19 protein-coding genes are annotated in these 19,693 nt (G+C 69.6%); 12 read left to right on the plus strand and 7 right to left on the minus strand.

All coding sequences use genetic code 11. From position 1 onward, the window contains the following. Positions 1-78 precede the first annotated feature (78 nt). On the plus strand, positions 79-2,019 hold the full coding sequence (locus HMH01_RS03760; RefSeq protein WP_171322629.1) for a lytic transglycosylase domain-containing protein: 1,941 nt from the start codon (positions 79-81) through the stop codon (positions 2,017-2,019). Here the strand turns inward: HMH01_RS03760 and HMH01_RS03765 are convergent. Continuing rightward, positions 2,016-2,906, minus strand: a complete 891-nt coding sequence (locus HMH01_RS03765; RefSeq protein WP_171322631.1) for a DMT family transporter — start codon at positions 2,904-2,906, stop codon at positions 2,016-2,018. The genes HMH01_RS03760 and HMH01_RS03765 overlap by 4 nt on opposite strands. Beyond that, entirely contained in the window at positions 2,903-3,577 is a 675-nt protein-coding gene (gene mnmC2 / locus HMH01_RS03770; protein WP_171322633.1) for a tRNA (5-methylaminomethyl-2-thiouridine)(34)-methyltransferase MnmC2, read from the minus strand. The genes HMH01_RS03765 and mnmC2 overlap by 4 nt, the downstream gene beginning before the upstream one ends. A 54-nt stretch (positions 3,578-3,631) precedes the next feature. Between mnmC2 and HMH01_RS03775 the strand changes: the two genes are divergently transcribed. Further along, positions 3,632-4,783 carry an NAD(P)/FAD-dependent oxidoreductase gene (locus HMH01_RS03775; protein ID WP_246237268.1) on the plus strand — a complete coding sequence of 384 codons (1,152 nt, stop codon included), beginning with the start codon at positions 3,632-3,634 and terminating at the stop codon, positions 4,781-4,783. Here the strand turns inward: HMH01_RS03775 and HMH01_RS03780 are convergent. Next, positions 4,773-5,333 carry an NADPH-dependent FMN reductase gene (locus HMH01_RS03780; protein ID WP_171322637.1) on the minus strand — a complete coding sequence of 187 codons (561 nt, stop codon included), beginning with the start codon at positions 5,331-5,333 and terminating at the stop codon, positions 4,773-4,775. The two genes, HMH01_RS03775 and HMH01_RS03780, sit on opposite strands and share 11 nt — an antisense overlap. A gap of 207 nt (positions 5,334-5,540) precedes the next feature. On the opposite strand from HMH01_RS03780, the gene smc reads away from it, so the two are divergent. Beyond that, positions 5,541-9,002, plus strand: a complete 3,462-nt coding sequence (smc, locus tag HMH01_RS03785; RefSeq protein WP_171322639.1) for a chromosome segregation protein SMC — start codon at positions 5,541-5,543, stop codon at positions 9,000-9,002. Between the two features lie 79 nt (positions 9,003-9,081). Then, positions 9,082-10,821: a gamma-glutamyltransferase gene (gene ggt, locus HMH01_RS03790; protein ID WP_171322641.1), complete on the plus strand. Its 1,740-nt coding sequence runs from the start codon at positions 9,082-9,084 to the stop codon at positions 10,819-10,821. A 3-nt stretch (positions 10,822-10,824) separates the two neighbouring features. On the opposite strand, the gene HMH01_RS03795 is transcribed toward ggt, so the two are convergent. Then, entirely contained in the window at positions 10,825-11,169 is a 345-nt protein-coding gene (locus HMH01_RS03795; protein ID WP_171322643.1) for an ArsR/SmtB family transcription factor, read from the minus strand. A 259-nt stretch (positions 11,170-11,428) separates the two neighbouring features. On the opposite strand from HMH01_RS03795, the gene HMH01_RS03800 reads away from it, so the two are divergent. From HMH01_RS03800 to HMH01_RS03820, 5 genes are all read left to right on the plus strand, one after another. Beyond that, a complete protein-coding gene (locus HMH01_RS03800; protein ID WP_171322645.1) occupies positions 11,429-11,749 on the plus strand; it encodes an AtpZ/AtpI family protein in 321 nt (106 codons plus the stop codon). A 3-nt stretch (positions 11,750-11,752) separates the two neighbouring features. Beyond that, complete coding sequence (locus HMH01_RS03805) at positions 11,753-12,508, plus strand: F0F1 ATP synthase subunit A (protein WP_171322647.1); 756 nt, start codon at positions 11,753-11,755, stop codon at positions 12,506-12,508. A 36-nt stretch (positions 12,509-12,544) separates the two neighbouring features. Further along, on the plus strand, positions 12,545-12,781 hold the full coding sequence (locus HMH01_RS03810) for a F0F1 ATP synthase subunit C (RefSeq protein ID WP_112322316.1): 237 nt from the start codon (positions 12,545-12,547) through the stop codon (positions 12,779-12,781). A gap of 93 nt (positions 12,782-12,874) precedes the next feature. Next, positions 12,875-13,387: a F0F1 ATP synthase subunit B' gene (locus tag HMH01_RS03815; RefSeq protein WP_171322649.1), complete on the plus strand. Its 513-nt coding sequence runs from the start codon at positions 12,875-12,877 to the stop codon at positions 13,385-13,387. A gap of 4 nt (positions 13,388-13,391) precedes the next feature. Then, a complete protein-coding gene (locus HMH01_RS03820; RefSeq protein WP_246237269.1) occupies positions 13,392-13,916 on the plus strand; it encodes a F0F1 ATP synthase subunit B family protein in 525 nt (174 codons plus the stop codon). A 54-nt stretch (positions 13,917-13,970) separates the two neighbouring features. Here the strand turns inward: HMH01_RS03820 and HMH01_RS03825 are convergent, their stop codons facing one another. From HMH01_RS03825 to HMH01_RS03835, 3 genes are all read right to left on the minus strand, one after another. Further along, complete coding sequence (locus HMH01_RS03825) at positions 13,971-14,738, minus strand: FCD domain-containing protein (RefSeq protein ID WP_171322651.1); 768 nt, start codon at positions 14,736-14,738, stop codon at positions 13,971-13,973. A 118-nt stretch (positions 14,739-14,856) separates the two neighbouring features. Beyond that, complete coding sequence (locus tag HMH01_RS03830) at positions 14,857-15,495, minus strand: YiaD family glycine zipper/OmpA-like lipoprotein (RefSeq protein ID WP_171322653.1); 639 nt, start codon at positions 15,493-15,495, stop codon at positions 14,857-14,859. Between the two features lie 146 nt (positions 15,496-15,641). Further along, positions 15,642-16,478 carry a methylated-DNA--[protein]-cysteine S-methyltransferase gene (locus HMH01_RS03835; protein WP_171322655.1) on the minus strand — a complete coding sequence of 279 codons (837 nt, stop codon included), beginning with the start codon at positions 16,476-16,478 and terminating at the stop codon, positions 15,642-15,644. Between the two features lie 253 nt (positions 16,479-16,731). Between HMH01_RS03835 and HMH01_RS03840 the strand changes: the two genes are divergently transcribed. The 3 genes from HMH01_RS03840 (at position 16,732) to HMH01_RS03850 (ending at position 19,681) form a co-directional block, all read left to right on the plus strand. After that, on the plus strand, positions 16,732-17,937 hold the full coding sequence (locus HMH01_RS03840; protein ID WP_246237270.1) for a type III PLP-dependent enzyme: 1,206 nt from the start codon (positions 16,732-16,734) through the stop codon (positions 17,935-17,937). Positions 17,938-18,044: 107 nt separating this feature from the next. Beyond that, a complete protein-coding gene (gene nth, locus HMH01_RS03845) occupies positions 18,045-18,689 on the plus strand; it encodes an endonuclease III (protein ID WP_171322657.1) in 645 nt (214 codons plus the stop codon). Then, complete coding sequence (locus tag HMH01_RS03850; RefSeq protein WP_171322659.1) at positions 18,686-19,681, plus strand: adenosine kinase; 996 nt, start codon at positions 18,686-18,688, stop codon at positions 19,679-19,681. The genes nth and HMH01_RS03850 overlap by 4 nt, the downstream gene beginning before the upstream one ends. Positions 19,682-19,693: the final 12 nt, after the last annotated feature.

A 19,693-nucleotide genomic window follows, 5' to 3' on the forward strand; every position in this document is an offset into this window, starting at 1 on the left:
ACCGGGGCCGCGAATCCTGCTAGGCTCGTCGCCAAACAAAAAGACCATCTCCAGATCGGTCCGAGACGAGAGCAGGCCATGTCAGATCCACGTTCCGCGCTCCGGCGCGGCTTTCTTGCCATATGCATACCCCTTCTGGCCGCGGCGCCGGTCGCGGCGTTCCAGCCCGAGCGGCTGTCAGCGGCGCTCGACGCTGCCAGTTCCGGCGACTTCTCACGCGCTGGCGGGCTTGCCGCGCAGGCTGGCGACCCGATCGCGCCCGAGATCGTCGAATGGCACCGCCTGCGGGCGGGTGGTGCGCCCTGGGGCGACTATGTGCGCTTTCTCTCAAGCAGAGCCTACTGGCCGGGGATGGACCTTGTCCGCCGCCGTGCCGAAGAGTCGATGCCGGTCGATCTGTCGCCGGACCAGGTGCGCGCCTTTTTCGCGCAGGGCGCAGCCCAGACCGGGCGCGGCGCGCTTCTGCATGCGGCGGCCACCGGCGGGGCCGGGGCGGCCGAGATCCGGGCCCGCGCCTGGCGCGAACTGGACATGAGCGCCGCCGACCGCGCGCTCTACATGAACACGGTGGCGGCCGAACTTGCACCGCACCACGCCGCCCGGCTGGAGCGGCTGCTCTGGGACGGCAAGACCGCGCTGGCCGAGGAAATGCTGCCGCTGGTCGGCGGCGCGCAGGCCGCGCTGGCGCGGGCCCGCATCGCGCTTCAGGCCCAGGCGCCGGGGGTGGACGGGGCCATCGCCGCCGTGCCCGCGTCGCTTGCCGGCGATCCCGGACTTGCCCATGACCGGATGCGGTGGCGCATCGAAAAGGGGCGCTGGGCCGATGCCGAGGCGCTGATGCGCGAGCGCTCCGTCTCGGCCGCGTCGCTGGGCCGGCCCGAGGCCTGGGCCTTCAGCCGCCGGACCCTGGCGCGCCGTGCCATGCGCGAGGGGCGGGCGACGGATGCCTACATCCTTGCCGCGCAGCATTTCCTGTCGGGCGGCTCGAACTATGCCGACCTGGAATTCGTGGCGGGCTTCGTGGCCCTCACGCGGCTAAGCGATCCGGCCCGCGCGGCGCAGCACTTCCAGCGGCTTCAGGCGGCGGTCGAAACCCCGATCTCGCTGGGGCGCGCGGGCTACTGGCTGGGCCGCGCACACGAGGCTGCGGGCAGCCCGGATGCCGCGCGGGCGGCCTATGCGGTCGGCGCGCAGCACCAGACGACGTTCTACGGCCAATTGGCGGCAGAGCGGCTGGGCCTTCAGCCGGATCGCTCGATCACCGCGCGGGGCACGCTGCCCGACTGGCGCTCGCGGTCCTTTGCCGGATCCAGCGTGGTGCGCGCCGCGGTGCTGCTGAACGCCGCCGGCGACACCAACACGGCGCTGCGCTTCATCCTGCACGCACAGGAGTCGCTATCCGAGGCGGACAGCGCGGCACTGGCGCGCTTCTCTCTGGATATCGGTCAGACCACCGGCGCGCTGCGGATCGCAAAGCGCATCGTGCGGGGGGGCGATGTCTACCCCGATGCCTATTACCCGGTGATCGAGTTGCCGCGCACGTCCGTCGCGCCCGAATTCGCGCTGGCCGTGGCCCGGCAGGAAAGCGAACTGAACCCGCTGGCCGTGTCGCCCGTGGGCGCGCGCGGGTTGATGCAGCTGATGCCGCGCACCGCGCAGAAGGTGGCGGGGGACCTGGGGCTGGAATACAGCCTTGGCCGGCTGACCGCGGATCCGGGCTACAATGCGCGCCTCGGGACGCAATACCTGGCCGAGATGCTGGGCCGCTACAACGGCTCGTACCTGCTGGCGGCGGCGGCCTACAATGCCGGGCCGGGGCGGGTGGACCAGTGGTTGGCCGAGCTGGGTGACCCGCGCCTGCCCGGGGCCGACCCGATCGACTGGATCGAGCGGATCCCCTTTTCCGAGACCCAGAACTACGTCATGCGCGTGCTCGAAAGCATGCATGTCTATCGCGCGCGCCTGACCGGCGAGGCGCGGCAGATCGGCCTGTCGCAGATGCTCGCCCCGCGGGGCTAGACGCGCCTTGCGCTGCGGCGGGCGACCACATGCGCCCGCCACAGCGTGAAAAGCCCCGCGCCCAGGATGATCGCGGCACCCAGGGCGACGGGCCATTCCAGCACCTCGCCGAAGACGGTGATGCCGATCGCCGCCCCGAAGGCCAGCTGGAAATAGGCAAAGGGCTGCACGATGCTGGCCTCGGCCAGGTCATAGGCCTTGATCATGGTGAAGTGCCCCAGTGCCCCGGTCACGCAGAGCGTGGCCATCCAGGCCCAGTCGGCGGCGGTGCGCATCGGTTCCCAGAAGAACGGACCGACAAGGCTGATCGCGACGGCGCCCGCCACGCCGGTCCAGAAAAAGCTGGTCTCGGCGCTGTCGCTGCGGGCGGCATGGCGCGTGAGCAGCGCGTAAAGCGCGAACATCGCCGCCGCCAGCAGCGGCACCAGCGCCTCGGGCGCGAAGACGCGGAAGCCCGGGCGCAGGATGATGAGGACGCCCACGAAGCCCACTCCGATGGCGACCCAGCGCCGCCAGCCGACCCTTTCGCCGAGCACCGGGCCGGACAGGGCCGCCACGATCAGCGGATGCGCGATGAAGACGGCGTGGCTTTCCACCAGCCCCAGCAGGGTGAAGCCCACGACCATCACGCAGATCTCGGCCGCGAGCAGCACGCCGCGCCCGATCTGGAGCAGCGGCTGGCGCGTGCGCGCGACGCGCGCGACGCCGCCGGGCAGGGCCGCGGAGCGGGCGATGACGAAGGCCGCGAAGAACCAGTAGCGGATCATCACCACGGTCAAGACGTTGTATTCGCTTGCAAGATGGCGCGAGATGCCGTCCTGGGCCGCGAAGATGAAGGTGGTGAACAGCATAAGCCCGATCGCTGCCCGGGGGTTCTGTGCGGTCATGCGAGCCTGCCGCGGCTCATGTGGCGTTTCCCGCCGAAGCCCTGCTCGCGGGTGACGGCGAAGCCTGCGTCGGCCAGCGCGCGGCGGACATGGCCGGCGGCCGTGTAGGTGGCGAAGGTGCCGCCCGGCGCGGTGTGGCGGGCGACTTCCGCCAGCAGTGCGGGCTCCCACATCTCGGGGTTGCGGGCGGGGGCGAAGCCGTCGAGGAACCAGGCGTCGGCCCGCCCGTCCCAGCCGGGCAGGGTGCGGCGGGCATCACCCAGTACAAGGTGAAAATCCAATGGTCCCAGGGGGATGTGGGTTTCCCCCCGTTCCCGCGCAGCCACGAGGGGGGCAGCGCGTACCGCAAGGTCGGGCCAGTTCGACAGCGCGCGGGCCATGTCGGGGGCGGCCATGGGGTAGGCCTCGAAGCTGGTGTAGCGGATCGGGCCAGGTATGCCGGCGGCGAGAAGCGCCTGGAGTGTCACGAGAAGGTTGAGGCCGGTGCCGAAACCGAGCTCGGCGATGTGGAAGCCGGGGCGGGCGCGGGCGGGCAGGTCGTTGCCGCGAAGGAAGACGTATCTCGTCTCTTCGGCGCCGTCGCGATGCGAGAAATAGGTGTCAAGAAAGCGTATGGCAAACGGCAGCTTTCCGTCTGGCCATTCGAGGCTTGGCGGCTGGCCCTCATCCATGCTTTACCCCCGGCGCATCCCCTGCGGGATGCGGCATACGGAAGGCGCGGGACGTTGACAATCGCAAACCCATCCGGCCGCGCTGCGCGCGGGCCAGAGCGGGGCTTCGCCCCGGACCTGCTGGTGGTCGGCGCGGGCATCTTCGGCCTGTCGGTGGCCTGGGCGGCGCTGAAGCGCGGCCTGTCCGTCGCGGTGCTGGAGGCGGAGACGCCAGGCGCCGGGGCGTCCGGCGGGATCGTGGGCGCGCTCAGCCCGCATGTGCCGGAGCAGTGGAACCCGAAGAAGCAGTTCCAGCTGGACGCGCTTCTGTCGGCCGGGACACATTGGGCCGAGGTGGCGGCGATCTCGGGCGTGGATCCGGGCTATGCGCGGACGGGGCGGCTGATGCCGCTGAGCGATGCGGAGGCCCGCGAACGGGCCGCGGACCGGGCGCGCGGGGCGGCGGTGCATTGGGGGGGCGCCGCCGAGTGGCGGTTGCGCGACGATGCGGACCCGGGCTGGCTGGCGGGTGCCGCCTGCGGTGCGGTGCACGAGACGCTGTCGGCGCGGATCTTTCCGCGCGCCGCCGTGCGGGCGCTGGCGGCGGCGGTCGAGGCGCGGGGTGGCCGGATCCGGTCGGGGTGTGCGGTCCGGGCGGTCGCGGGCGGTCGGGTCGAGACGGACATGGGGCCCGTGATCGCGGGGCGCATCGTGATCGCCGCCGGGGTGCCGGGGTTCGGCCTGATGGCGCCGGCGCTGGGCCAGGTCGCGGGGCAGGGCGTCAAGGGCCAGGCGGCGCTGCTAAGGGCGGATGTGCCGCCGGATGCGCCGATGCTTTATCACGACGGGCTTTACGTCGTGCCGCACGGGAACGGGCTGGTGGCGGTCGGCTCCACATCCGAGAACCGCTGGGACGAGGCACGGGCCACGGACGGGTTGCTCGACGATGTGCTCGTGCGGGCGAGGGCGCTGTGCCCCGCGCTGGAGGGCGCCGAGGTGGTCGAGCGCTGGGCGGGCCTGCGCCCCAAGGCGCGGCGGCGCGATCCGATGCTGGGCGAGATCCCCGGCCTGGCCGGGGTCTATTCCGCGAACGGCGCCTTCAAGATCGGCTTCGGCATCGCCCATCATGCAGGTGCGCTGGTGGCGCGGATGGTGACGGGCGAGGCGGTGGACCTGCCCGAAAGCTTCACCGTCGCCCATCACCTGAGCCGTGGGCTCAGGGCCTGAGGCGCAGGAGGTCGATCTCGGCCTTGAGGGCGGCCATCAGCTTTTCGACGTTGGCCAGCGCCAGCTTGTTCGTCAGCCTTCCCTGGTCGTCGAAGGCGTTGCGGCTGTCGGGCAGCACCACTTCCGGCCCTTGCAGGATGCGCGGGTTGAAGGGGGTGAGCATGTGGCGCAGCGCGAATTGCGAGCGCATGCCGCCGCCGAAGCCGTCGGCCGCCGAAAGGATCGCCAGCGGCTTTCCGGTCAGCGGCGCCTTTTTCGTGCGGCTCAGCCAGTCGAGCGCGTTCTTCAGCACGCCGGGCGGGTTGCGGTTGTATTCCGGGGTGCAGATCACCAGCGCGTCCGCCGCGACGATCCGGTCGGCCAGCGCGTGGGCCTCCGGGGCGACGCCTTGGGCGATTTCCAGATCCTCGTCGAAGAGCGGCATGCGGATGTCGCCCTGGGTGAAATCGCAGGGGCCGAACGCGCGGATCGCCTCGTGCAGGAGTTTGGTGTTGGTCGACTCGCGGCGAAGCGCGCCTGAAATCCCGACCAGTCGGTAGCTGTCTGCCATGCTCTCCTCGTGGTTCTTTTGCCTGCCTGACATATGGAGGGCGGGGCCCGGCTGTCGAGTCCGGCGGGTATCTTGTGGATAACCGGGGTCGTCCCACCATATGCAGGGGCATTTGCCTTGACTCCGGGGCTGTGACTGCGGGAACGTGGGTGGAAGAGCCGGAATCGGCCATTCCCGACGGATCCCAGGGGCAGGGCTTTTCGCGCGATGCAGTTCACCAGATTGCGGTTGCTTGGTTTCAAGAGCTTCGTGGATCCCACGGAGCTTGTGATCGCGCCCGGGCTGACCGGCGTGGTCGGACCCAACGGCTGCGGCAAGTCGAACCTGCTGGAGGCGCTGCGCTGGGTGATGGGCGAGAACCGCCCCTCGGCCATGCGTGGCGGCGGGATGGAGGACGTGATCTTTGCCGGCGCCGCGACCCGGCCCGCGCGCAACTATGCCGAGGTCACGCTGCACCTGGACAATTCGCAGCGGCTGGCGCCGGCGGGGTTCAACGATGCCGACAACCTGGAGATCGTGCGCCGGATCACCCGTGACGCCGGATCCGCCTACAAGGCCAACGGCAAGGAGGCGCGGGCGCGCGACATCCAGATGCTGTTCGCCGATGCCTCGACGGGTGCGCACAGCCCGGCGCTGGTGCGGCAGGGGCAGATTTCCGAGCTGATCAACGCCAAGCCCAAGGCCCGGCGGCGCATCCTGGAGGAGGCGGCCGGGATTTCCGGGCTGTACCAGCGCCGCCACGAGGCGGAGCTGAAGCTGCGGGCGACCGAAAGCAACCTAGAGCGGGTGGACGACGTGCTGGAGGCGCTGCGCAACCAGCTGGCGCAACTTGAGCGGCAGGCCCGGCAGGCGGCGCGCTACCGCGAGATCGGCACGGCGCTGCGGCAGGCGGAGGGGCTGCTTCTGTTCCTGCGCTGGCAGGAGGCCGAGGCCGAGCGGCTGAGTGCGAGTGCTGCGCTGACCGAGGCGGTGAAGATCGCGGCCGCGGCCCAGGGGGAGGCGGCACGGGCGGCGCGTGCGCGGGAGGCGGCGGCCGAGGCGATGCCGCCGCTGCGCGAGGAAGAGGCGGTGTCGGGCGCGATATTGCAGCGCCAGCTGATCGCCCGCGACGCGCTGGACGAGCGGGAGGCGCGGGCGCGCGAGGAAGTGCGCAGCCTGACCGCCCGGATCGAGCAGCTGACCCGCGATGCCGAGCGCGAGCGCGGGCTGAACCGCGACGCGGGCGAGCGGATCGCCGAGCTGGACTGGGAGGGCAAGGCCATCGCCACCGCCTCCGAAGGGCAGGAAGCGCGGCTGGAAGAGGCGCGGGATGCGGCGCGCGAGGCGGGCGAGCGGCTGAAATCCGAGGAAGCGGCGCTGGACCGGATGACCGAGGACACGGCGCGGCTGTCGGCGCGGCACCAGTCGGCAGAGCGGCGGCTGGCGGATGCGCGCGCGCAGGCCGGGCGGGCGGCGCGCGAGTTGGCCGAGGCGGTGGCCGCCGAGGAGCGGCTGGCCGAGGAGCAGGCCGAGGCGGCGGCGCGGCGCGCGGCGGCGGATGACGCGCTGGAGGATGCGCGCGAGGAAGCCGAGCGGACCGAAGGCGCGCTGGGCGAGGCGGAGGCCGCGCGCGCCGAGGCGCAGGCGGCAGAGGCGGCGGCGCGGGGTCTGCGGGCCGAGGCGGAGGGCGAGGCCTCGGCGCTGGGGGCGGAGCTGGCGGCGCTGCGGCGGCTGATCGAGCGGGAAAGCGGCGAGGGGCCGCAGATCCTGGACCGGGTGCGGGCGGCGCCGGGCTACGAGGCGGCGCTGGGGGCGGCGCTGGGCGACGATCTGAAGGCGCCGGAGCTGGACGGCGACGCGGCGGGCTCGGGTTGGCGGGCGCTCGATGCGGGCATGGTCGCGGCAGGCCTGCCGGAGGGGGCGGCGGCGCTGTCGGCTCATGTTTCCGCGCCCGGGGTGCTGGCGCGGCGGCTGGCGCATGTGGGGCTGGTGGAGCGCGCGGACGGGGCGCGGTTGCAGGCGCGGCTGGCGCCCGGGCAGCGGCTGGTCAGCCGCGAGGGCGATCTGTGGCGCTGGGACGGCTTCGTGTCGGCCGCCGAGGATACGCCGAGTGCCGCGGCGCTGCGGCTTCAGCAGCTGAACCGGCTGGCGGCGCTGGAGGAGGCGGCGGCCGAGGCGGGGGCGCGGCAGGACGCGGCGCGGGCAGAACATGACGCGGCGCGGGGTGCGCTGGAACTGGCCCAGGCGGCGGAGGCGGCGGCCCGGCGGGCGCGCAAGGCGGCGGAGGATGCGGCATCCGCCGCGCTGCGCGAGGCGGGGCGCGCGGAAAGCGCCGAGACGACGCTGACGGGCCGGCTGGAGACGGTGCGCATGGGCAAGGTCCGGCGCGAGGAGGAGCTGGCGGCGGCCGAGGACGAGATCGCCACGGCCGACGCGGCGATGGCGGAGCTGGGCGACCTGGAAGAGGCGCGGGCGGCGCTGGATGCGGCGCGGGCGGCGGTGGAGGCGGCGCGCGGCGAGATGATGGCGCGGCGCGCGAGGATGGACGACCTGAAGCGCGAGGCCGACCAGCGCACCCGCCGGGCGCAGGAGATCGCCAAGGAGATCAGCGGCTGGAAGCACCGTCTGGCCACCGCCGAGGCGCGGATTGCCGAGCTGGAAGAGCGCATCGCCGACGGGCGCGACCGGCTGGAGGAAGCGGCGGCGGTGCCGGATGCGATCCTCGAGGAACGCGCGCGGCTGGTGGAACTGGTGCTCCAGGCCGAGGAGCGCTGCCGCAAGGCCGCCGATGCGCTGGCCGAGGGGGAGACGGCGCTGCGCGCGGCCGAGGCCGCAGAGCGCGCGGCCGAGCGCGCGGCGTCCGAGGCGCGGGAGGTGCGGGCGCGGGCCGAGGGACTGGCCGAGGCTGCGGCGGAACGCGCGGAGGCCGCGGCCGACCGCATCATGGAGGAACGCGAGCAGACGCCCGAGGCTCTTCTGGACGCGCTGGGCACCGATGCGGCGGACATGCCCGAGGCCGAGGCGACCGAGATCGAGGTGCAGCGCCTGCGCCGCCAGCGCGAGGCGCTGGGCGCGGTCAACCTGCGTGCAGAGGAAGACGCGCGCGAGGTGCAGACCGAGTTCGACACCCTTGCGGCCGAAAAGGCGGACCTGGAAGAGGCGGTCGGCAAGCTGCGCCACGGCATCGCCAACCTGAACCGCGAGGGGCGGCAGCGTCTGCTGGCGGCATTCGACGAGGTGAACGCGAATTTCGCGACCCTGTTCCGCACGCTGTTCGGCGGCGGCGACGCGAACCTGGTGCTGGTCGAAAGCGACGATCCGCTGGAGGCGGGGCTGGAGATCATGTGCCAGCCGCCGGGCAAGAAGCTGTCCACCCTGTCGCTGCTGTCGGGGGGCGAGCAGACGCTGACCGCGCTGTCGCTGATCTTTGCCGTGTTCCTTGCGAACCCCGCCCCGATCTGCGTGCTGGACGAGGTGGACGCGCCGCTTGACGATGCGAACGTCACCCGCTTCTGCGACCTGCTGGACGAGATGATCAAGCGCACCGAGACGCGGTTCCTGATCATCACGCACCACGCGGTCACCATGAGCCGGATGGACCGCCTTTTCGGCGTGACCATGGTCGAGCAGGGGGTGAGCCAGCTCGTGTCGGTCGACCTGGCAAGGGCCGAGGCGCTGGTCGAGGCCTGAGCCGCGCGCCATGCATTGCGCGGGTGCATCGTGCCGCCGGCGCTGCTAGTCTTTTCGCCGGGATCGGAAGGAGATTGGCATGAAACGGTTTTCCACCCTCGCCGTTGCGGCGGCATGGCTCGGCGCGGCGGGCGGGGCGCTTGCGCAGGCGGTGCCCGCCCAGCCCGAGCAGACCTTTTCGGTGGTCGCGAACGACAGCATTGCCGCGCGGGACTACCTGGTTGCGGCAGCGCATCCGCTGGCCGTCGAGGTCGGGCGCGATGTGCTGGCGGCCGGAGGATCGGCTGCGGATGCAGCCATCGCCGTGCAGTTCATGCTGAACCTGGTGGAGCCGCAAAGCTCGGGCATCGGCGGCGGGGCGTTTGCGCTTTACTGGGACGCGTCCGAGGGCAGGCTGACCAGTTTCGACGGGCGGGAAAAGGCGCCGATGGCGGCTGGCCCGGATTACTTCCTGAAGGAAGACGGCACGCCGATGGGCTTCTGGGAGGCGGTGATCGGCGGCCGGTCGGTCGGTGTTCCGGGCACGCTGAAGCTGCTGGAAACCCTGCACGCGAAGCACGGCCGCACGCCCTGGGCCGATCTGGTGGAGCCTGCCATCCGGCAGGCCGAGCAAGGCTTTCAGATCTCGCTGCGCATGGCGTCCTCGATCGCCGACGCGCAGGAGCGGGGTCTTGCCGATTTCGCGGAAGCGCGCGGCTATTTCTTCACCGAAACCGGCGCGCCGAAGCCTGCGGGCACGGTGCTGAAGAACCCGGCATTCGCGCGCACCCTGCGGCTGATCGCGGCGCATGGTTCGGCGCCCTTCTACGAGGGGGCGATTGCAGGCGACATCGTGGCCGCCGTGCGCGGCGCGGCCAATCCGGGGATGCTGACGCTGGAGGACATGGCCGCCTACGAGGTGGTGGAGCGGGCGCCGGTCTGCGTGGAATACCGCGCACATGACGTCTGCGGCATGGGGCCGCCCAGTTCGGGCGGGCTGACCGTGGGGCAGATCCTGGGGATGCTCGAGAATTTCGAGATGGGCGACGCGCCGACCGTGGGCGGCTATCACCTGTTCATCGAGGCGTCGCGCCTGGCTTACGCGGATCGCGGGCTTTACATGGCGGACAGCGATTTCGTGCGGATGCCGACCGAGGGGCTGATCGATCCGCTTTACCTGGACAGCCGGGCGGCGCTGATCGAGACCGACCAGGCGATGGAGACGGCGGCGCCCGGCACGCCGCCCTTCAGGGAGGGGATGCTGCTTGCCCCCGACACCCAGGCCGAGCGGCCCGGCACCACCCATTTCGTGATCGTGGACCGTCATGGCGACATGGTGTCGATGACCACCACCATCGAGACCGGCTTCGGCAGCCGGGTGATGACCGGCGGGTTCCTTCTGAACAACGAGCTGACGGATTTCTCCTTCGTGCCGATGGTCGATGGCAAGCCGGTGGCGAACCGGGTGGAGCCGGGCAAGCGGCCGCGCTCGTCCATGGCGCCGACGGTGGTGCTGCGGGACGGGGCGCCGGTGATGCTGACCGGATCGCCCGGGGGCGCGCGGATCATTCCCTATGTCGCGCTGTCCCTGATCGGCGTGATCGACTGGGGGCTCGATCCGCAGGCCGCCATAGACATGGGGCATGTGACGAACCTGAACGGCCCCACGGATCTTGAGGAAGGGACGGGCGCTGCCGAGATGGCGGCGGAGCTGGAGGCGATGGGGCACGAGGTGCGGATATCGAACCTGAACTCGGGGCTGCATGTCGTCACCATCGGCCCCGAGGGGATGCTGGGCGCGGCCGACGGGCGGCGCGAGGGCAGCGTCGCGGGGGAGTGAGGCTCAGTCCTGCTCCTGCTCCTCCTCCAGGGGGAGGAGCAGCGCCTCGATCGCGTCGAGGTCGTCGGGGTCGAAACTGCCGAAGGCCTCCATCCAGACGGCGGCGGGGCGCAGGGCGTCGATCTCCAGCCGGCACCACTTGACCCGGCCCTCGCGGTGCTGGCTGATCAACCCCGCGCGGGTCAGGATGGCGAGGTGCTTGGACACAGCCGCAAGGCTCATCTCGAACGGCCCGGCCAGGTCGCCAACCGTGCAGTCGCCGGCCAGAAGGCGGTTCACGATCGCCCGCCTTGTGGGATCGGCGAGGGCGGCGAAACTGGCGTCGAGGCGGGCATCGGCATCGCTCATGCGGAACGCTTGCCCGGGTCCGGATGAATCGTCAACCGTTCGGTTGAATGAGGCGCGGGGTGCGACGAGGCCGTGAGGGGCTGTGAAATTCGTCCTGCGCCCGCCGGTCGCACCCTGGCAAATCCGTTCAATATCAGTTGCTTGCCGGATTGTTGCGTCGCAACGGCGTTGCTTGACTTGCGCGTTCGCCCCCCCTAGTGTCCGCGCCAAGTTCGCCGGGGTGGCATGTGCTGCCCCGGTCGGCGAAAAGGCTTGGACAATGGCCGACAAACCACACCGGGACCAGCTTCGAAAGCTGGAGGAACGGATCGCCGCAGCGAAGCTTGCACGCGAACCGAAGCCATCCCGACAGAACAAGTACGAGGCCAGTTCGCTGGCCTGGCGCATGGTTCTGGAACTGGTTGTCGGCATGGCGCTGGGCTGCCTCATCGGCTACGGCCTAGACGTGCTGTTCGGCACGCTGCCGCTGTTCCTGATGATCTTCGCCGTGCTGGGATTTGCCGCCGGGATCCGCACGATGATGCGCTCGGCGGAAGAAGTGAAGCGGGGGCGCAAACGCCCCGGGGAAGAAACGGAGTAGGCGATGGCAGAACCGGCGGAAGGCGGCAGCGGCTTCAACATCCACCCGATGGACCAGTTCGTGGTCAAGCCGCTGTTTGGCGATGGGCCGGTGGCCTGGTACACGCTGACCAACGTGACGCTGTGGATGGCGATCACCGTGGCCGCGGTGGCGCTGCTGCTGGTCTATGCCGCGCGCGGTCGCGCGCTGGTGCCGACGCGCGGGCAGAGCATGGCCGAGCTGACCTATGGCTTCACCCGCAAGATGGTCGAGGACGTGGCCGGCAAGGAGGGGCTGAAGTATTTCCCCTACATCCTGACCCTGTTCATGTTCATCCTGTTCGCCAACCTGCTGGCGCTGCTGCCGATGTCGTTCTCGACGACGTCGCATATCGCGGTGACGGCGGTGCTGGCGCTGGCGGTGTTCTTCACCGTGACGGCGATCGGCTTCATCAAGCACGGCACGCACTTCCTCGGCCTGTTCTGGGTGTCGAGCGCGCCGCTGCCGTTGCGTCCGGTGCTGGCGGTGATCGAGGTGATCTCGTATTTCGTGCGGCCTGTCAGCCATTCGATCCGACTTGCGGGCAACCTGATGGCCGGTCACGCCGTTCTGAAGGTGTTCGCGGGCTTTGCCGGTGCGCTGGGCGTCGGCGCGGTGCTGCCGGTGGCGGCCATCGCGGCGATCTATGGTCTGGAACTGCTGGTGGCCTGCATCCAGGCCTATGTGTTCACGATCCTGACCTGCGTCTACCTGAACGACGCCCTGCATCCGTCTCACTAACCAATCCACGTCATTCCATCAGAAGGAGCATCCAAAATGGAAGGCAATATCGCTGAAATGGGTCAGTTCATCGGCGCGGGCCTGGCCTGCATCGGCATGGGCGGCGCGGGCATCGGTGTGGGCCACGTGGCCGGCAACTTCCTGTCCGGCGCGCTGCGCAACCCGGCCGCCGCCGGCGAGCAGACCGCGACGCTGTTCATCGGCATCGCCTTTGCCGAAGCGCTCGGCATCTTCTCGTTCCTGGTCGCCCTGCTGCTGATGTTCGCCGTCTGATCGACGGCGATCTCGGGGCGGGTGCCTGGGGTGCCCGTCCTCCATCGGTAGCCGCGGGCCACCCGGCCCGCGGGGCAACTGCGGAGAGAGAACATGGCTGAGCCAACCGAAGCGGCGGGCATGCCGCAGCTCGATTTCTCGACCTTCCCCAACCAGATCTTCTGGCTGGTGGTCACGCTTGCGGCGATCTACTTCATCGTCTCGCGCGTGGCCATGCCACGGATCGGCGGGGTGATCGAGGATCGTGCGAGCGTTCTTCAGAACGACCTCGACCAGGCCGCGGCGCTGAGCCAGAAGGCGAAGGAGGCCGAGGCCGCCTATCACCAGGCGCTGGCCGATGCCCGTGCCGAGGCGCAGCGCATCGCCGGGGAAACCCGTGCGGCGATCCAGAAGGAACTGGACGCGGCCATCGCCAAGGCCGACGCCGAGATCGCGGCCCGTGCGGCCGAGTCCGAGAAGCGCATCGCCGAAATCCGCGAGTCGGCCACCCGCAGCGTCGAGGAAGTCGCCGGCGAGACCGGGGCCGCCATCGTCGCGGCGCTGATGCCGGATCTGGCCGATGATGCGGCGGTGAAGTCCGCTGTCGCCAACGCGATGAAAGGCTGAGCCGATGAACCTGTTCCTGCCCATGGCCACCGGCCCGTTCTTCTCGCTCGACAATACCGACTTCGTGGTGCTGCTGGGCTTCCTGATCTTCGTCGGCGTGCTGCTGTATTTCGGCGTGCCGAAGCTGATCACATCCAAGCTGGACGCGCGCGCCGAAGAGATCCGCAACGAACTGGACGAGGCGCGCACCATGCGCGAGGACGCCCAGTCCCTGCTGGCGGAGTTCGAGAAGCGCAAGGAAGAAGTATCGGACCAGGCGGCCTCGATCGTGGCCGCCGCGAAGTCCGAGGGCGAGTCGGCGCTGGCCGCCGCAAAGGCCGACCTGGAAGCGACCATGGCGCGCCGTCTGAACGCCGCGACCGAGCAGATCGCCTCGGCCGAGCAGGCTGCTGTGCGCGAGGTGCGTGACCGCGCCGTGGCGGTTGCCGTCAAGGCCGCGGCCGAGGTCATCGCCCAGAAGATGAACGCGACCCAGGCGGACGCGCTGATCGACAAGGCCATCGCCGAGGTGAAGGGCAAGCTGCACTGACGCCTGCCTGACAGACCGCGAAACAGGCCCGCACCGAAAGGTTGCGGGCCTTTTCTATTTGGCCTGTTCCTGCGCGAAGCGCAGCTGGGCGGTATCCTCGTTCCGGGCAATGCGGATCTGCTCGCGCGTGGCGCTTTCGACGAAATCCATATGCGCCTCGACCGCGGCCCTTGCCGCCGCCGGATCGCGCCCGGTGACGGCGTCGTGGATCGCCCGGTGCTGCTGAAGAAGCTCGCTGCGGGTGGTGCGCATCGCGAACATCGTCTGGCGGTTGTAGAACACGCCTTCGCGCAGCATCTCGAACATAGAGCGCATCATGTGCAGCATGACCACGTTGTGCGACGCCTCGACGATGGCCATGTGGAAATCCGCGTCCAGCGCCGCCTCTTCGCGGGCGGCACGGCGGGCATGGGCCGCTTCCATGCGCTGGAAGATCGCGGTGATGATCGACAGGTCGGTGTCGCTGGCTTCACGGGCGGCACGGGCCGCCGCCAGCCCCTCGAGATCGCGTCGGAAGGCGATGTAGTCGAAAAGCGCCTCGGAATGGGTGGAGAAGAGCCGCACAAGGGGCGGTGCGAAGGCCGAGCCGAGGACATCCGCCACATAGGCGCCCGCACCGGGGCGGGTGACGATCAGGCCGGCCTGTTCCAGTTCCGCCAGCGCCTCGCGCAAAGACGGGCGGGAGACGGAGAGCTGCGCCGCCAGGTCCCTTTCGGCGGGCAGGCGCGCGCCGGGGCGCAGCACGCCGCGCAGGATGAGGCTTTCGATCTGCCGTCGGATCGCGCTGGCGATGCGCTCCGGTTCAATCTTGTGGAAGGTCATTCGGGGTCCCTCGATTGGTCAGATCATATGACCGCATCGCGGGAAAGAACAAGAAGCCCCTTCGGATACAGGAACGCCGCCCCGAAGGGCGGCGTCTGGTCTTGCGTCGTGCCAGCCGTCAGCGGGTCGGCGTGATGACGATTTCGACCCGGCGGTTGGCCTGCCGCCCCTCGGCGGTGGCGTTCGTCGCGATGGGCTGGTTTTCGCCCATGCCGAAGGCGCGAATGCGCGAGGACGACACGCCGCCCTGCACCAGGATGCTGCGCACGGCCGCCGCGCGACGCTCGGACAGGTCCTGGTTGTAGGATGCCGAGCCGGTGTCGTCGGTGTGGCCGATGACCTGCACGGTGCTGTTCGGGTACTGTTGCAGGTTCTGCGCGATGGCGAACAGGTCGTCGCGCAGGCTGTCGCGCACGACCGTGCTGTCCACGGCGAAGGTGATCGCCTCGGGCAGGCTGACGATCAGCTGGCTGCCGGTGTTGACGATCCGGGCGCCGGAGCCCGCCAGTTCCTGTTGCAGCGCGCGCTCCTGCCGTTCGAGCAGGACGCCCACGCCGCCGCCCAGGGCGGCGCCGATGCCGGCGCCGATGACGGTGGCTTCGGTGTCGCCCCCGACGATCTGGCCGGCGATGGCGCCAAGGCCAGCGCCGATCAGGGCCGAGTTGCCGGTGTTGTTCGCGGTGCCGTCCGGATCGGTACAGGCAGAGAGCGCCAGGCCCGATGCGGCGATGAGGGTGATCGATTTAGCCGAAAGCATGTTTCGTCCTCGTGTTCCAAATGCGCGAAGCGGTGCCTCGCCGTTACTTGATCCCAACGGGTTTCTAAGCCCAGCGCAATTGAAATGGGCAGTCTTTCACGCGCAATTGTCACTTTGGGCGGTTTCTTACCGATCCTTTCAGGACTTCAACCGGCATCCGCGCGCGCCGATTCGCGGGCAAGCATGGCCCGCTTTACCCCCAGCCCCCAATGATACCCCCCCAGCCCGCCGGATTTGCGCAGGGCGCGGTGGCAGGGAATGAGATAGGCAATGGGGTTGCGGCCCACGGCGGTGCCCACGGCGCGCATCGCGGTCGGGTGGCCGATGGCGCGGGCGATCTCGGAATAGGGGGCGACGGCGCCTTCGGGGATCCGCAGGAGCGCCTCCCAGACCTTGATCTGGAAGGGGGCGCCGATCAGGTGGAGTTGTGCCTCGCCGCGCATCGCGAAGACGGGCTCGGCCAGTCTTGCGATCGCTTCGGCGTCCTCGATGTAGCGCGCTTCGGGCCAGCGGGCGCGCAGGTCGGCCATCGCGGCCGCCCGCCCGGTTTCCGCCGCGAAGGCGATGCCGCAGATGCCGCGCGGCGTCGCCATGACCAGGGCGGGGCCGAAGGGGCTGGCGACCCAGCCCCAGCGGATGTCCAGCCCGGCGCCGCGGCGGGCATATTCGCCGGGGGTCATCGCCTCCCAGCGCAGGAACAGGTCGTGCAGGCGTCCGGTGCCGGAAAGGCCCGCGTCATGCGCCGCGTCGAGAAGGGTTGCCCGCGTCTCGAGCAGGCGTCTTGCGTGATCGAGCGCCAGGTATTGCTGATAACGCTTGGGGCTGACCCCGACCCACTGGCTGAACAGGCGCTGGAAATGGGCGGGGCTCAGGCCCACCCGCTCGGCCAGCGATTCGAGCGAGATCTGCGCGGGTGCGGCGGCGTCGATCTCCGTGATGGCGCGGGCGATCAGGGTGTAGTGATACGGGTCATGCAGGGTCATGGCGGGCTCCTTCGGGCCAAATCTAGGCGCGGGGCGTGTCTGTCGGCCACCCGGATGTTGCGCAAAAAGCTACAGCGTTTTTGTTTTGGCTGGCATGTGAGAAATGCATTTGTAGTAGCGGCCCATCTGCCCCATGTGTGCGGACAGACGCAAATTGCACGCGCCTCTGGCCCATGCTGGTTTACGCAGCGACATCCGCGTCCTTGTAACGTCCGTCCGGGCCTGAAAATCCGGGATATTATGGGGAAGCCCTATGATTGCTGCCGAACCGGCGACCATGGTCGCAGGCGCCGCTGTCGTAACCGACCGCCGCGCGTTTACCGAATCCCGCATCTCCGAGAAGCTGTCCGCGTATCTGGACACGCATGATTTCGACGGTCCGACGATGGTCCTGGACGTCGATCGTGCGCTGGACAACTACCGCGCGCTGGCTGCCGGGCTTGCGCCCGCGCATATCCACTACGCCGTCAAGGCGAACCCCGAGCCGCAGCTGATCCGGCGCCTCGTGGCCGCCGGCTGCCGGTTCGATGCCGCCTCGCGCGGCGAGATCGCGCTCTGCCTCGATGCGGGTGCGGGGGCCGACGACATCTCGTTCGGCAACACCGTGAAGAAGCCGTCGGACATCGTCTGGGCGCGGGCGCGCGGCATCGACCTGTTCGCCGCCGACGCGACCGAGGAGCTGGACAAGCTGGCGCTGCATGCGCCCGGCGCGCGGGTCTATATCCGCCTGCTGGTCGAGCATTCCGAGGCCGACTGGCCGCTCAGCCGCAAGTTCGGCGCGCCCGCGACCGAGATCCTGGGCCTGATGCGTTATGCCCGTGCGCATGGGCTGAACCCGGTGGGGATCAGCTTCCATGTCGGCTCGCAGACCCGCCGCGCGGGCATGTGGAAGCCGGTGCTGTCGGAAGCCGCGTCCGTCTGGGCAGAGGCGAGGGCCGAGGGCTTCGACATGACCGTGCTGAACATCGGTGGCGGTTTCCCGGCCTTCTACGGCGAGGAAGTCGAGGCGCCCGTCGCCTATGGACACGGCGTGATGGACCTGGTGCGCGAATATTTCGGCGAGGTCGAGTACGTCATGGCCGAGCCGGGCCGCGGCCTGGTGGCCGATGCCGGCGTCATCTCGGCCGAAGTGCTGCTGGTGTCGCGCAAGCGGCCCAGCGACATCGCGCGCTGGGTGTATCTGGACATCGGCAAGTTCTCGGGCCTGGCCGAAACCATGGACGAGGCGATCCGCTACCAGTTCGACACCACCGCGGATGGCGGCGAGATGGGCCCCTGCGTGCTGGCCGGCCCCTCGTGCGACAGCGCGGACGTGTTGTACGAAAAGCGTCCGGTGATGCTGCCCGTGGCGCTGCGCGCGGGCGACCGGGTACGGATCCTGTGCACGGGTGCCTACACGACCACCTATTCCTCGGTCGGGTTCAACGGGTTCGAGCCGCTGCACGTCGTCTGCATCTGACCTTTCGACGTCCTTCGGGAAGCATGCGCGAAGCCCCGCCCTGCAAGGTGGGGCTTCGTCTTTTCAGGCGCTTGCGCGGTGTGCCGCCCTGTGCCAAGGGAAACGGCATGGCCGCTCAGCTTCGCTACGCGACGATCCGCGAGATATTCACCCGCTTTCACGCCTCCGAGCCCGAGCCGAAGGGCGAGCTGGAGCATGTGAACGCGTTTACCCTGCTGGTGGCGGTGGCGCTGTCGGCGCAGGCAACCGATGTGGGTGTGAACAAGGCGACGCGCAGGCTGTTCCAGATCGCCGACACGCCGGAAAAGATGCTGGCGCTGGGCGAGGAAGGGCTGATCGAGCATATCAAGACGATCGGGCTATACCGCAACAAGGCGAAGAACGTCATCAAGCTGTGCGCGAAGCTGATCGAGGAATATGGCGGCCAGGTGCCGTCGTCGCGCGCGGCGCTGCAGGCGCTGCCGGGGGTGGGGCGCAAGACCGCCAACGTGGTGCTGAACATGTGGTTCCACTACCCCGCGCAGGCGGTCGACACCCATATCTTCCGCGTGGGCAACCGCACCGGCATCGCGCCCGGCCGCGACGTGATCGCGGTCGAGCGCGCGATCGAGGACAACATCCCGGTCGAATTCCAGCAGCACGCCCATCATTGGCTGATCCTGCACGGGCGCTATGTCTGCAAGGCGCGCAAGCCCGCCTGCGGGGCCTGTATCATCAACGACCTCTGCCCGTTCGAGGACAAGACTGCATGACCAAACGCTTTCAGGTTGTCGGCATCGGCAACGCCATCGTCGATGTGCTGACCCATGCCGATGACAGCTTTCTCGACCATATGGGCATCCGCAAGGGCATCATGCAGCTGGTCGAACGCCAGCGCGCGGAATCGCTTTATGGCGCGATGAAGGACCGGGTGCAGGTCGCTGGCGGTTCGGTCGCGAACACGCTGGCGGGGCTGGGCAACCTGGGCCTTGCAACCGGCTTCATCGGGCGGGTGCGCGACGATGCGCTGGGCCGCTTCTATGCGTCCGAGCTGGAAGAGGGCGGCACGCGCTTCCTGAACCCGCCGGTTGCGGATCAGAACGACCTGCCAACGTCACGCTCGATGATCTTCGTGACGCCGGATGGCGAGCGGTCGATGAACACCTATCTGGGCATCTCGTCCGAGGTGAGCGGCGCGGACGTGCCCGAGGACGCTGTGGCCGACAGCGAGATCCTGTTTCTCGAGGGATATCTCTACGACAAGGACAAGGGAAAGGCCGCCTTCCAGACCGCCGCGCGCGCCTGCCGCAAGGGTGGCGGCAAGGCGGGGATCGCGCTGTCCGACCCCTTCTGCGTGGACCGGCACCGCGCGGATTTCCGGACGCTGGTGCGCGGAGAGCTGGATTTCGTGATCGGCAACCAGTCCGAATGGCTGTCGCTCTACCAGGCGAACACGCTGGAAGAGGCGCTGATCCATGCCGCCGCGGATTGCCCGCTGGTGGTGTGCACCCGCTCGGGCGAAAGCGTGGTGCTGGTGCGCGAGGGCGAGCGGGTGGAAGTCCCGGTCGAGATGGTCACGCCGGTGGACGCGACCGGCGCGGGCGACCAGTTCGCCGCAGGTTTTCTTTATGGCTATGCCACGGGTCGCGGGCTGGAAACCTGCGGCCGGATGGGATGCGTCGCGGCGGCCGAGGTGATAAGCCACCTGGGCGCACGCCCGGTGGCGGATCTGAAACAGCTGTTCCGGGCCGAGGGCCTGATCTGAGCCAGACGGGGG

The organism is Halovulum dunhuangense (genome assembly GCF_013093415.1).
GTDB classification, from domain to species: Bacteria; Pseudomonadota; Alphaproteobacteria; order Rhodobacterales; family Rhodobacteraceae; genus Halovulum; species Halovulum dunhuangense.